We start from the raw sequence: 13,168 nt of genomic DNA on the forward strand, positions 1-13,168 counted from the left end.
ACGGGACGACCCGACCACCGAGCCGCCCGCAGCTGGGTCAGGCGATGCCGAGGCGCTCGTTCGCGAGTACCCGGATCGCCTTCTTGTCCGGCTTGCCCAGGCCGGTCAGCGGCAGCTGTTCGACGACGATGTAGTGCTTGGGCACCTGTACCGAGCCCTTGCGCTGCTTCACGGTCCCCGAGATCTCGCCGGTCACCCGCTCGACCGCGGCGGGATCCCCGGCGACCGCCGGATCGAGCACCACCACGGCGGTCACCGCCTCGCCCCACTGTGGATCCGGGACGCCGACGACGGCGACGCCCAGCACGCTGTCATGTTCGGCGACAACGTCTTCCACCTCGCGTGGGAAGACATTGAATCCGCCGGTGACGACCATGTCCTTGCTGCGGCCGACGATGTGCAGGAAGCCGTCCTCGTCCTGGCGCGCCAGGTCGCCGGTGCGCAGCCAGCCGTTCCGGAACGTCTCGGCCGTCACCTCCGGCAGATTCAAATAGCCGGCGGCCAAAAGTGGTCCAGAGACACAGATTTCGCCGACCTCCCCCGGGCCGACATCGTTGTCCTCGGCGTCGATCAGCGCGACCCGCAACGCCGCGGAGGGCCGCCCGCAGGACGTCAGCCGCGCCTTGTCGTGCTCGTCCTTGGCCAGGTAGCTGATCGCCATCGGGGCCTCGGACTGCCCGAAGTACTGCGCGAAGATCGGCCCGAACTTCTCGATGGCCTGCGTCAAACGGGTGGGATCGATCGCGGACGCGCCGTAGTACACCGTTTCCAGCGATGACAGGTCGTACTTGTCCACGTCGGGGTGGTCGAGCAGGGCGTAGATCATCGACGGCACCAGCATGGTGGCGCTGATCTTGTAGGCCTCGATGGCCTTCAGCACCTCGCCCGCGTCGAAACGCGGCACCACGATGCACTCGCCGCCGAGCAGGACCACGGGCAGGAAGAACGCCGCGCCCGCGTGCGACAGCGGCGTGCAGATCAGGAATTTCGGGCGCTTCGGCCACTCCCATTCCGAGAGCTGGATCTGGGTCATGGTGGCCATCGCCTGGGCGGTGCCGACGACGCCTTTGGGCTTGCCGGTGGTGCCGCCGGTGTAGCTCACCGAGATGACGTCCTCGGGCCGCAGTTCCACGGCCTGCACCGGTCGCGGCTCGTACTTCGCCACCTCGGCGAGGAAATCCACACCGACATCGGACAATTCGTCCGGCACCGGACCGAGCACCAGCACCTTGTTCAGGCCCTCGACGCGGTCCACCAGGTCGCGGGCCCGCTGTACGAACATCGGCACCGGATCCAGGATGAGCGTCGAAATGCCCGCGTCCGCAAGCACATACGCGTGATCGTCGAGACCGCCGATGGGGTGCAGCGCGGTCCGCCGATGCCCGCGTACCTGCCCGGCCGCGATCGTGAACAGCACCTCGGGCCGATTCAGCGCGAGAACCCCTACCGGAGAACCGGTTTCGATACCGTTGGCCTCGAACGCGGACACGTACCGGCTGACGGCGTCCAGCACGTCGGCACCGGTGAGCACGGTATCCCCGAGCGTGACCACCGGAGAATTCTTGTGCCGCCGGAGTCCGGCGAGCAGGCTGAACCCGTTGTGCACAGGCATCCGCAGGCGGGTATCGGGGTCGATAGTGGTCATCGTCACCTCAATGAATCTAGAACGTGTTCTATCAATGAACAAGGGGTAGTCATCCGGCCAGCGCGGCCAATTGCCGCACCTGCTCGGCATCGGCGGCCGACACCAGCATCATGGTGACGCCGGCCGCCTCCCAGATCTTGATCTGTTCACGGACATGCTCGGCGTCGCCGATGATCGCGGTATCGAGAATGAGCTCGTCCGGCACCACCGCGGCGGCTTCGGCCTTCTTGCCCGACAAGAAGAGCTTGCCGATCTCGTCGACCTCGCGCTCATAACCCATGCGCCGGTAGACCTGGGCGTGGAAATTCTGCTCGGGCGCGCCCATACCGCCGATGTAGAGCGCCATGATCCAGCGCATCCGCTCCAGCTCGGCACGCGGGTCATCGGTGATCACCACCTGGCAGCTCGCGGCGATCTCGAAGGTCTCCCGAGTGCGGCGGGCACCGGCCCGCGCGAAACCCTCGTCGAGCCAGTCGTTGTACATGTTCGCCAGCCGCGGCGCGTAGTAGATGGCCAGCCAGCCGTCCGCGATCTCGGCGGTCAGCGCGACGTTCTTCGGACCTTCGGCGCCCAGCCAGATCGGCAAATCCGCACGTAGCGGGTGCACGATCGGCTTCAACGGTTTACCGAGACCGACCGAGCCCGGCCCGGTGTACGGCAGCGGGTAGTGCGGCCCGTCATTGGTCACCGGCGCCTCCCGCGCCAGCACCTTGCGGATGACGTCCACGTACTCCCGGGTGCGCGCCAGCGGCTTGGCGAACGGCTGGCCGTACCAGCCCTCGACCACCTGCGGTCCGGAGACGCCGAGGCCGAGCACGGCGCGGCCACCGCTGAGGTGGTCGAGGGTGAGCGCGTGCATGGCGGTCGCGGCCGGAGTGCGCGCGGACATCTGGACCACCGAGGTGCCGAGCCGCACCCGTTCGGTCTGCGACCCCCACCAGGTGAGCGGACCGAAGGCATCCGAACCCCATGATTCGGCGGCGAAGACGGCATCGAAGCCCGCGGCCTCGGCGGCCCGCACCAACTCTCCGGCGTTCGCCGGCGGCTGCGCCATCCAGTACCCGAGCTGCAATCCGAACTTCATCAGGTGTCTCCTTCTCCGTCGCCCACTGCCGGCGTGGCTGAGCTCACAACGGACCCTAGGCGGTCCCGATGCTTGCCACCAGAATAAGAACCTGTTCTACTCGATGGCGTGACTCAGGGGAATACCGCATCCGGCGTGATTACGGATGAGAAAGGGGCGGAATTGAACACAGCGACGCCCGATGTACTCAGTGCGCCCCTTCGGATGCACTTCGATTACACCCGCTCGGTCGGGCCGACCATCGGCAAGTTCCTGACCGGTCTGCGCGCGCATCAGGTGATCGGCGTGCGCGGGTCGGATGGGCGCGTGCTGGTGCCGCCACCCGAATACGATCCGGTGACCGCCGCGCCGTTGACCGAGTTCGTGACCGTCGCCGACGTCGGCACGGTCGAATCCTGGACCTGGGTGGCCGACGTACTGCCCGGCCAGCCGTTCGACCGCCCCTTCGCCTACGCGCTCATCCGCCTCGACGGCGCCGACACCGCGCTGCTGCACGCCGTGGATGTCGCTGCCCCGCAAGACATTTCGACCGGTATGCGGGTGCGTGCCCGCTGGGCCGCCGAAACCACCGGCAGCATCAAGGACATCGCCTGCTTCGAGCCCGGCGAGACCTCCACCGCGCCAACCGATTCCACCGACGACCGGGAACCGATCACCCAGATCGTCACCCCGGTCGACCTGCACTACAGCCACAACGCGTCCCCACAGGAGACCGTCTACCTGCGCGGCCTGGCCGAGGGCAAGCTCCTGGGCGCCCGCTCCGGCGACGGTGACAAGGTGTATTTCCCGCCGCGCGGCGCGAATCCGACCAACGGCCTGCCGACCAACGACTACGTCGAGTTGTCCGACCACGGCACCGTCACCACGTTCTGCATCGTGAATGTGCCGTTCCTGGGGCAGCGCATCAAACCGCCGTACGTGGCCGCCTACGTGCTGCTCGACGGCGCCGACATTCCGGTGCTGCACCTCGTACTCGGTTGCGAGGCAAGCGAAGTGCGCATGGGTATGCGCGTGAAAGCGGTGTGGAAGCCGCGCGAGGAGTGGGGTTTCGGCCTGTCCAACGTGGACCACTTCGAGCCGTCCGGCGAACCCGACGCCGACTACGACACCTACAAGCATCACCTCTGAGAGGCCGCGGACGTTGACTGACCATTCCACCGACATCGCGGTCGTGGGTTTCGCCCACGCACCGCACGTGCCGGAAACCTTCGGCACCACCAATGGTGTCGAGATGCTGGTGCCCTGCTTCCAGCAGCTCTACGACCAGCTCGGCATCACCAAGTCCGATATCGACTTCTGGTGCTCGGGATCCTCGGATTACCTTGCCGGGCGTGCCTTTTCGTTCATCTCCGCGGTCGACGCGATCGGCGCGGTACCGCCGATCAACGAATCGCATGTCGAGATGGACGCTGCCTGGGCACTCTACGAAGCGTTCGTGAAGCTGAAGTCCGGCCAGGCGCACACCGCGCTGGTGTACGGCTTCGGCAAATCCTCGGCGGGCACGCTGCGCCAGGTCCTGACCATGCAGCTCGACCCGTACACCGTCACGCCGCTGTGGCCGGATGCCCACGCCATCGCCGGATTGCAGGCTCGCGCCGGGCTCGCGGCGGGCAAATGGACCGAGCGGGATATGGCCGCGGTCGCGGCCGGCACCGACGGCGATGTCGAATCCTTGCTCGCCACACCGTATGTGGCCGACCCGCTGCGAGCGCACGATATCGCGCCCGTCACCGACGGTGCGGCCGCGATTGTGCTGGCAGTGGGCGATCGGGCCAAGGAACTGTGCGAGCGCCCGGCCTGGATCACCGGGATGGCGCACTACGTCGACACCCCGATGCTCGGCGCGCGCGACCTCACCGCCTCCCCCTCCACCACCGCGGCGGCGCAGTCGGTCACCGGTGGTGACACCGCCGGATTCGATATCGCCGAGTTGCACGCGCCGTTCAGCCATCAGCAGTTGATCCTCGCCGAAGCGATCGGCTTGCGGCCCGAAACCCGGGTCAACCCGTCCGGTGGCGCACTGGCAGCAAACCCGATGTTCGCCGCCGGATTGGAGCGAATCGGATTCGCCGCGCAGGCCATTATGGGCGGCTCAGCAAATCGCGCACTCGCCCATGCGACGAGCGGCCCGGCGCTGCAACAGAACTTGGTTACCGTCCTGGAGGGCACCCGATGACGTCTTTCCCTGGGCCCGGCCCCGCCGCGGTGCTGGGCACCGGCCAAACCCATCACGTGACGAAACGAACCGACGTGTCGATGTCGGGGATGTGTCGCGAAGCGATCGATCGTGCGCTCGACGACGCCGGCCTCACCATGGCCGATATCGACGCGGTCGTCGTCGGTAAGGCGCCGGACATGTTCGAGGGCGTCATGATGCCCGAGCTCATGATGGCCGACGCCCTGGGCGCGACCGGGAAGCCGCTGCTGCGCGTGCACACTGCCGGCTCGGTCGGCGGCTCCACCGGTGTCGTGGCCGCCAACCTGGTACAGGCGGGCATGCACAAGCGGGTACTCGCGGTGGCCTGGGAGAAGCAGTCCGAATCGAATGCCATGTGGGCACTGTCGATTCCCGTGCCGTTCACCATGCCGGTCGGCGCGGGCGCGGGCGGCTACTTCGCACCGCACGTGCGCTCCTATATCCGCAGGTCCAGCGCCCCCACCCACATCGGCGCGCTGGTCGCGGTCAAGGACCGCCGCAACGGCGCGAAGAATCCGCTCGCGCATCTGCGTCAGCACGACATCACCGTCGAGAAGGTGCTGGCCTCGCAGATGCTGTGGGACCCGATCCGCTTCGACGAGACCTGCCCGTCCTCGGACGGTGCCTGCGCGATCGTCATCGGTGACGCCGACGCCGCCGCCGCGATCGAGGCCGAGGGCAAGAAGGTCGCGTGGGTGCACGGCACCGCCATGCGCACCGAGCCGACCACCTTCGCCGGACGTGATCAGGTCAACCCGCAAGCGGGCCAGGACGCGGCCGCCGCGCTGTGGAAAGCCGCGGGCATCACCAACCCGATCGAAGAGATCGACGCCGCCGAGATCTACGTCCCGTTCTCCTGGTTCGAGCCGATGTGGCTGGAGAACCTCGGCTTCGCCGCGCCCGGCGAGGGCTGGAAGCTCACCGACAAGGGTGAGACCGAAATCGGCGGCAAGATCCCGGTGAACCCGTCGGGCGGCGTGCTCTCCTCGAATCCGATCGGCGCCTCCGGCCTGATCCGGTTCGCCGAGGCGGCCAAGCAGGTCATGGACCGGGCCGGGGACTACCAGGTCAAGGACGCGCGCAAGGCGTTGGGTCATGCGTACGGCGGTGGCTCGCAGTACTTCTCGATGTGGGTCGTGGGCTCCGAGAAGCCGAAAGGGTAGCGATGACCAGCACCGAACATCCGGCGCGGGCCGCCGGCAAGGCATCCCAGGCAGCCGTGCGGGCGCGTGACAAGGACGCCTGGGTCGCCCTGTTCGCCGCGGACGGGATCGTCGAAGATCCCATCGGGCCCTCGGGATTCGACCCCGAAGGCAAGGGACACCGGGGCCACGAGGCGATCGCCGCGTTCTGGGACAAGGCGATCGCGAAAACCGATTCGATCGAGTTCCTGTTCGGTGACTCGTTCGCCTGCGGTCACGAGGTGGCCTACACCGGCATGATCCGCACCCGCATCGCCGGGCAGCAGATCGATGCCGAAGGGGTCTTCACCTACAAGGTGGACGACGCCGGGAAAATCGCGGCGCTGCGCGCGTTCTGGGAAACCGACCGCGCCATGGCCACCATGAAGCCCGCCGAATAAGGACCGCTGACCTCTGGTCAGCATGGAAAAGGCCCCGAACCGCCAGGGACGTGCCGGTTCGGGGCCTTCTCGTTGCTCAGTGCGCGCTCATGCGTGGAGCGCGAATGTGCTCACCGCGCGAACGTGCTCAGTGCGCGACCGGACAGCCGCCGCCCTTGGTCCGGTAGTCCACCGGGAACTCCTTGATGCCGTTCAGCCAACCGGAGCGCAGGCGCTTCGGATCACCGAGTTTGGTGATGTCGGGCAGATGATCGGCGATGGCGTTGAAGATCAGCTCGATCTCCAGCCGGGCCAGATTGGCGCCGATGCAGAAGTGCGCGCCCGTGCCGCCGAAGGACAGGTGGTCGTTGTTCTCGCGCAGGATGTTGAACTGCTCCGGGTTCTCGAAGACGTCCTCGTCGAAATTGGCCGAGCGGTAGAGCATGACGACCCGCTGGCCCTTCTTGATCCGCACTCCCCCGAGTTCGGTGTCCTCGAGCGCGGTGCGCTGGAACGAGGTGACCGGGGTGGCCCAGCGGATGATCTCGTCGTAGGTGGTGGCGGGGCGTTCCTTCTTGAACAGTTCCCACTGCTCCGGATTGTCCAGGAACGCCATCATGCCGTGCGTGATGGCGTTGCGAGTGGTCTCGTTGCCCGCGACCGCCAGCATGATCACGAAGAAGCCGAATTCCTCCGGCTTGAGGTGGTCGCCGTCGATATCGGCTTCGATCAGCTTGGTGACCAGGTCGTCGGCCGGGCATTCCTTGCGGGCGGTGGCCATTTCGTAGGCGTAGCCGAGGATTTGAGTGGTCGAGGCGAGCGGGTCGACATCGGCGAACTCGGGGTCGTCGTATCCGGTCATCTCGTTGGACCACTGGAACAGCTTCATCCGGTCTTCCTGCGGCACACCGATCAGATCGGCGATGGCCTGCAGGGGAAGTTCACACGACACCTGGGTGACGAAATCGCCCGCGCCTTCCTCGGCGGCGCGCTGGACGATCTCGGCGGCGCGCGCGGACAGTTCGGCGCGCATTCCGTTGATCACGCGCGGGGTGAAGCCGCGCGAGATGATCTTGCGCAGTTTGGTGTGCTCGGGCGCGTCCATGTTCAGCAGCACCACCCGCTGCATCTCGATGTTCTCGCGCGGGATGTCGTCGTTGAAGCGCGGGAGCGCGGTGTTCTCCGAACTGGAGAAGACATCGCTGCGCCGGGACACCTCTTTGACTTCGGCGTGCTTGCTGACGACCCAGAAGCCCTCGTCCTGGAAACCGCCGACTTCCTTGGACTGCGGGTTCCACCAGATCGGCGCGGACTTGCGTAGTTCCGCGTACTCCTCGACCGGGACTCGTTGCGCGTAGATGTCCGGGTCCGTGACGTCGAAACCTTCGGGCAGATCGGGACGAGTATGAACCACCAGCTGTCTCCTTTGAGAACTGAAACACGTTCTACACTCATTGCAGCACAGGCGGTATTACTAGTAAAGAAGATCCAGGGGACCGTCTATCACGCGTTCCAGTTTTACGTCCTCCACGGAAGGTTTGGACATGGGCACACCCGTAATCGTCGAGGCAGCTCGCACCCCCATCGGCAAGCGCAACGGCTGGCTGGCCGGACTGCACGCCGCCGAACTTCTCGGCGCCGCCCAGCGCGGCATCCTGGACAAGGCGGAGTTGGATCCGAGCCTCGTCGAGCAGGTCATCGGCGGCTGCGTCATGCAGGTCGGCGAACAGGGCAACAACGTCACCCGCACCGCTTGGCTGCACGCCGGCCTGCCCTGGCAGACCGGTGCGGTCACCATCGACAACCAGTGCGGCTCGGCCCAGCAGGCCGTCGGCCTGGTCGCCGGGCTCATCTCCACCGGTGCGATCGAGGTCGGCCTGGCCTGTGGCCTCGAGTCCATGAGCCACGTACCGCTGGGCGCGAACGTCGGCACCCACGCGGGCCCGCGCCGGCCCGCGTCGTGGGATATCGACATGCCCAACCAGTTCGAGGCGGCCGAACGGATCGCCAAGCGCCGCGGCATCACCCGCGACGACGTCGAGGAGCTCGGCGAACGCTCGCAGCGCCTGGCCGCGCAGGCGTGGGCCGAGGGCCGCTTCGACCGCGAAGTGCTCACGGTGCGCGACGCGCCGCAGGTCGACAAGGAAGGCAACCCGACCGGCGAGACCATGGACGTCAGCCGCGATCAGGGCCTGCGCGACACCACCCGGGAGGGCCTGGCCAAGCTGAAGCCGGTGCTGGAGGGCGGCATTCACACCGCCGGCACCTCGTCTCAGATTTCCGACGGGGCCGCCGCCGTGCTGCTGATGGACGAAAAGGCCGCGCAGCGCGCGGGATTGCGCCCCCGGGCCCGCATCGTGGCCCAGGCGCTGGTGGGCGGGGAGCCGGAATACCACCTGGACGGCCCGGTGCAGGCCTGCCAGCGGCTGCTGGACAAGTCCGGGATGACCATGTCCGATATCGATCTGTTCGAGATCAACGAGGCCTTCGCCTCCGTGGTGCTGTCCTGGGCGTCGGTGCACAAGCCGGACATGGACCGGGTGAATGTGAACGGTGGCGCGATCGCGCTCGGTCATCCGGTCGGCTCCACCGGATCCCGGCTGATCACAACGGCTTTGCACGAGCTGGAGCGGACGGGCAAGAATACCGCCATGATCTTGATGTGCTGCGGCGGCGCCCTCGCCACGGGCACCATCATCGAGCGCATCTAGCTCTCAAGCCTTTTCGCCCCCGGAGGTTGAACGTTCATCCCAGAACGGCCAAAACGTGTCGTACGCCACACAATCGGCAGTACAGAGAACTAGATGAGACGTCAGCTATCTTATGGCTATCATGAGTCGATCGCGGAAGACCTCTGCGACGGGCCAGAACCTGTGCTTGTCACGTCTCCACCAGAGACCTTGGGGTGACCCGCAAACGCTGCGGTCCCAGTGACTTCGCTTGAGCCACACCTAGAAGCTTCAAGGAAATCCGGAATCAGGCGTAGGTTTTCAGTTACTGAGCCGCTAATATCAATGATACGTATCCGAGATAACGACTGTTAGTACAGCGAAGGGAATTGGGCGGCTCACAATGGCTGATTTCGCGGCGCGGCTGAACAAGCTGTTCGAAACCGTGCATCCCCCGGGGCGCAAGCCGCACACCAACGCGGAGGTTGCGGCTGCGCTGACAGCCTCCGGGCATCCGATCTCGAAACCGTATCTCTCGCAGTTGCGGTCGGGACAACGGACGAACCCGTCGGACGAAACGGTGGCTGCACTGGCCAAGTTCTTCAAGGTCAAGCCGGACTACTTCTTCAACGACATCTATGCCGCCAAGATCGATCACGATCTGGAGCTGCTGTCCCAGCTGCAGGGCTATGGACTGCGACGGCTGTCGAGTAGAGCGTTCGACCTGTCCGAAGAATCACAGAACCTCCTCACCTCGATGGCGGAGAAGCTTCGGGCCAGTGAAGGCTTGCCCGAAATCCCGCCGGACGGAACGGAATAGGACCAGTAAGGTCACCGCTCGACGGCCCTCGGGGCGTCGGCGGTGGTGTGCGCAAGGCGGGCTCCTTGGGGATGCCCGACGTGTTACCCCATGCTTTGAAGTGTCAGAGCTCTACGAACTCAGTTGGCCAGGGGGGTATACGTCGTAAGCAGCTGAGTCCGGCTCGGCCATAGGCCGTGCCGGATTTTCTGCTGCCCGAGTCGAATTCGATTCCGACGCGGTAATCAGACCAATTGGGTTGTTCCGGCAAACTCCGACGAATGTACTTGCAAATGAAATCGTCACCCGCGCGCGGAGTTCCGCGCGGGCGCCTCCATACCGCTGTAAGCGTCGAAGGAGCGCGCGATGGCCTGCACCCAGCCACGCGGACTGATGCCCTCCGGCGGCGCGATCCAGCGGGAGTCGCACACGATGTCCCCCAAAGGGTTTCGCGCCCACTCCGCCACCAGGTCGGCCCGCTCCACGATCGAGGCGGGCGGCTTACCCGCCGCTGTCAACTCGACGCCGCCGCCGGACTGCAGGTACAGCGCGTCCATGATCTGCGCGACCTGGTCGGACGCCTTGAGCTGGGTGGAGGTTCCGGTCTGATCGTGCGCCAGCACCTCCGGAAAACGGCCGATCATCAAACGGTGCAGTTCCCGGATCTGGCGCAGCAGCACCCGGGCGCGCAGCCACAGCTCCACCACGATCCAGATCGCGCCGAAAGCGATTAGCAGCGCGGCGATTTCCCACATCGGCCAGCCCCACGTCGGCTGACCCGCCGGAGCGCGCGGAGCTTCGATGATCGCGCGCCGAATGTTCAAGGCGGACAACACCGCGACGAGCGCCGTACCGGTCGTGTAGAGGGCGATACCGCGCCCCAGGGTGGTCCAGTCGAGATTGCGCACGCCCGTGGTGATGATGAACAGACAGGCGATCACCACATAGGCCCAGCCGAGGGTGTAGGACCAGGCGAGCACGGCGATCATCGTGACGACGCCGCCGGCGTAGATATAAGACGCGATGCGCCCCAGATTCCGCCGCGAGACCACCGGCCAGGCGGCCGCCGCGACCACCGCCGTGGCGGTCGTGAACAGGATCCACGCGGACACCACCACACCGTCGGACAACAGCCCGGCGTGCAGCCCCCGCGGTCGCAAATTGTCTATGGCCAAGGCGACTTCGGGCACGGCGACGGTGGCGCCGAGCGCGACCGACGCGACCGCGACCACGATCGCCACCCGCGCCGTGGTCGCCGGTTTGACCAGCACGCGGCCCACCCGCGCACCGGCGGCCATCCACACGAGCATGGCTGTCAACCACAAGGTCATCATCCGAGTGCCTCGTCGAATCGAAGGACCGAGACGCCTGCGCCCCGGGTGTTGAACACGCGCAGCCGCGTCAGGAGCATGGCCGCGAACGTCTCCGCCTCCCATTCGGCCTGGTCATCGGCGCCGTCGTCCAGGATCTGCTGATGCGCCCGCTGACTGAGCATGTAGGCGATCAGGTCGTCGCTGGCCTCCAGCGTGACCTCGGGAGCCGGAGCACCCTCGTGGTCGAAGACGATGTGGCCGAGTTCGTGCGCGAGGGTGTGCTCGCGGCTGGGCAGCGCCGAGGCCAGCACGATCACATCCCGGTCCGGATAGAGCCGCCGCTGCCCGCAGACACCGGGACCCAAATGCGCGCTGGCGATTTCGATCTCGCGGTCCCGCTCCTGCGCGATCGCCGCGACCACCTCGTCGAGGGTGCACGCGTCGAAATCGGCGGCGACGGCGCACACCGCGTCCACCGCGGCGGCGACCCGCCGGTAGGACCGCGCGCTGTTCTGCGTCTTGCTCTCACTCATGCCACTGCCCCTCACGACCTCGGTCCGAAGAACTCGGCACGTGCGGCGTCGACGCGCGCCTGAGCGGCCGACGCACTCTGGAAACTGACTGCGCCGGAGCCGGTTCCGGCCAGTGCGAGCGCGATCAGGCCACCGATGACGGTCAGCACGTTCGGCTCGGGCAGCCCGTCATCGGCGGAAGTCGGGCGCACATCGGGATTCGGCTTCGCCGGGGCGGCGGGCGGCGCCGGTGGTGGCGGCGGAGGCGGTGCGGGAGCTTCGGGCGGAGCCTGCTGCGGCGCGGGCGCGGCTACCACGGGCACCGGGAGCTGTGGAACCACCGGCGCGGGCACGGACGGTGCGGGCGGAATCGCCATCGGCACGCTCGGCGCGGGCGGGGCCGGCACCGGGATCGGCGGGATCGGAATCAACAGCAGGAGAAGCGGAGTCGCGGAACCGACAGCCGCCGAACCGACAGCGGCCGAACCGACAGCCGCGGAGCCGACAGCGGCGGAGCCGGTGCCGAGAACAGCCGAGCCCGTCCCGGCGAGCGCCGCCGAACCGGTACCGAGCAGCACGCCCAACCCAGCGGACCCTGAACCGAGCACCACGCCCAGCCCGGCCGAACCAGTCCCCAGCGCCGCGCCCAAACCAGCCGAACCCGTACCGAGGACGACGCCGAGACCCGCCGAACCCGTGCCGAGCAGCACGCCTAACCCGGCCGATCCGGTGCCGAGTGCCACACCTAAACCAGCCGAACCGGTGCCGAGTACCGCACCGAGGCCCGCCGATCCGGTGCCGAGCCCGAGTGCCAAGCCGGCCGAGCCGGTGCCGAGTACCGCTGCCGCACCGGCCGATCCGGTTGCGAGGGCGGCGGACCCGGTGCCGAGCACGGTGCCGACACCGGCGGAACCGGTGCCCAATACCGCGGACCCGGCGGCGGACCCGGTACCCAGGATTACTCCGAGGCCCGCGGACCCGGTGCCGAGCAGTGCGCCCAGGCCGGCGGCCGATCCCGAGCCGACCGCCTGCGTCGGCTGGATCGGAGGCTGCGCGACCTCGACGGGTTGGGGCTGGACGGGCGTTCGCTGTCCGGGAATGGTCATCGGCGTCCACTGTTCCGCGACCTCGGGAACCGCATCGGACTCCGGGCAACCCGCACTCAATGAACAACCGGGCTGCGCCAGCACGTCGGCCTGTGCGGGCGCCGCCGGTCTGGCATAGCCGTCAGGCTGCGCGAAAGCGGCCATGGGACCGAGTAGCGCGAAGCCGGAAACCAGCCCGGCTACCGCGAATACCCGGAACATGCGACCAATGGCCATGCGCCAGCCTTCCCCTTCATCACATACAGCGCAGTTCTCATGCCCGGTCGCAACACTCTCCGGGAC

General features: G+C 67.1%; 12 protein-coding genes. 6 read left to right on the forward strand and 6 right to left on the reverse strand.

Features of this window, described 5'->3' with window-relative positions; genetic code table 11:
- Positions 1-37: 37 nt before the first annotated feature.
- On the reverse strand, positions 38-1,645 hold the full coding sequence (gene fadD8 / locus BJ987_RS03065) for a fatty-acid--CoA ligase FadD8 (protein WP_209897774.1): 1,608 nt from the start codon (positions 1,643-1,645) through the stop codon (positions 38-40).
- A gap of 49 nt (positions 1,646-1,694) precedes the next feature.
- Positions 1,695-2,729: an LLM class F420-dependent oxidoreductase gene (locus tag BJ987_RS03070; RefSeq protein WP_209884463.1), complete on the reverse strand. Its 1,035-nt coding sequence runs from the start codon at positions 2,727-2,729 to the stop codon at positions 1,695-1,697.
- Positions 2,730-2,933: 204 nt separating this feature from the next.
- Here BJ987_RS03070 and BJ987_RS03075 point away from each other — a divergent pair, with 204 nt between their 5' ends.
- The 4 genes from BJ987_RS03075 to BJ987_RS03090 are packed head-to-tail and all read left to right on the forward strand — an operon-like array spanning position 2,934 to position 6,508.
- The gene (locus BJ987_RS03075) at positions 2,934-3,857 is read left to right on the forward strand and encodes a Zn-ribbon domain-containing OB-fold protein (protein ID WP_209897777.1); all 924 of its coding nucleotides are present in this window, start codon (positions 2,934-2,936) and stop codon (positions 3,855-3,857) included.
- 13 nt (positions 3,858-3,870) lie between these two features.
- Positions 3,871-4,905, forward strand: coding sequence for a thiolase family protein (locus BJ987_RS03080; protein ID WP_209884465.1), 1,035 nt, complete (start codon positions 3,871-3,873; stop codon positions 4,903-4,905).
- Positions 4,902-6,089, forward strand: coding sequence for a thiolase family protein (locus tag BJ987_RS03085; RefSeq protein WP_209884467.1), 1,188 nt, complete (start codon positions 4,902-4,904; stop codon positions 6,087-6,089). The genes BJ987_RS03080 and BJ987_RS03085 overlap by 4 nt, the downstream gene beginning before the upstream one ends.
- Positions 6,090-6,091: 2 nt before the next feature.
- Positions 6,092-6,508, forward strand: coding sequence for a nuclear transport factor 2 family protein (locus tag BJ987_RS03090; RefSeq protein WP_209884469.1), 417 nt, complete (start codon positions 6,092-6,094; stop codon positions 6,506-6,508).
- A gap of 127 nt (positions 6,509-6,635) precedes the next feature.
- On the opposite strand, the gene BJ987_RS03095 is transcribed toward BJ987_RS03090, so the two are convergent.
- The gene (locus tag BJ987_RS03095) at positions 6,636-7,901 is read right to left on the reverse strand and encodes a cytochrome P450 (RefSeq protein WP_209884471.1); all 1,266 of its coding nucleotides are present in this window, start codon (positions 7,899-7,901) and stop codon (positions 6,636-6,638) included.
- Positions 7,902-8,031: 130 nt separating this feature from the next.
- Between BJ987_RS03095 and BJ987_RS03100 the strand changes: the two genes are divergently transcribed.
- Both BJ987_RS03100 and BJ987_RS03105 read left to right on the forward strand, forming a co-directional pair.
- Positions 8,032-9,198: a steroid 3-ketoacyl-CoA thiolase gene (locus BJ987_RS03100; protein WP_209884473.1), complete on the forward strand. Its 1,167-nt coding sequence runs from the start codon at positions 8,032-8,034 to the stop codon at positions 9,196-9,198.
- 361 nt (positions 9,199-9,559) lie between these two features.
- Positions 9,560-9,976, forward strand: coding sequence for a helix-turn-helix domain-containing protein (locus BJ987_RS03105; RefSeq protein WP_011207048.1), 417 nt, complete (start codon positions 9,560-9,562; stop codon positions 9,974-9,976).
- Positions 9,977-10,257: 281 nt separating this feature from the next.
- On the opposite strand, the gene BJ987_RS03110 is transcribed toward BJ987_RS03105, so the two are convergent.
- Genes BJ987_RS03110 through BJ987_RS03120 form a run of 3 tightly spaced genes read right to left on the reverse strand, consistent with a single transcriptional unit; the run spans position 10,258 to position 13,102 of the window.
- Entirely contained in the window at positions 10,258-11,286 is a 1,029-nt protein-coding gene (locus BJ987_RS03110; protein WP_209884475.1) for a hypothetical protein, read from the reverse strand.
- Positions 11,286-11,801: an ImmA/IrrE family metallo-endopeptidase gene (locus BJ987_RS03115; RefSeq protein ID WP_209884477.1), complete on the reverse strand. Its 516-nt coding sequence runs from the start codon at positions 11,799-11,801 to the stop codon at positions 11,286-11,288. The genes BJ987_RS03110 and BJ987_RS03115 overlap by 1 nt, the downstream gene beginning before the upstream one ends.
- 11 nt (positions 11,802-11,812) lie before the next feature.
- Positions 11,813-13,102, reverse strand: coding sequence for a hypothetical protein (locus BJ987_RS03120; RefSeq protein ID WP_209884479.1), 1,290 nt, complete (start codon positions 13,100-13,102; stop codon positions 11,813-11,815).
- Positions 13,103-13,168: the final 66 nt, after the last annotated feature.

The sequence above is a fragment of the Nocardia goodfellowii genome, from assembly GCF_017875645.1.
Classification (GTDB): domain Bacteria; phylum Actinomycetota; class Actinomycetes; order Mycobacteriales; family Mycobacteriaceae; genus Nocardia; species Nocardia goodfellowii.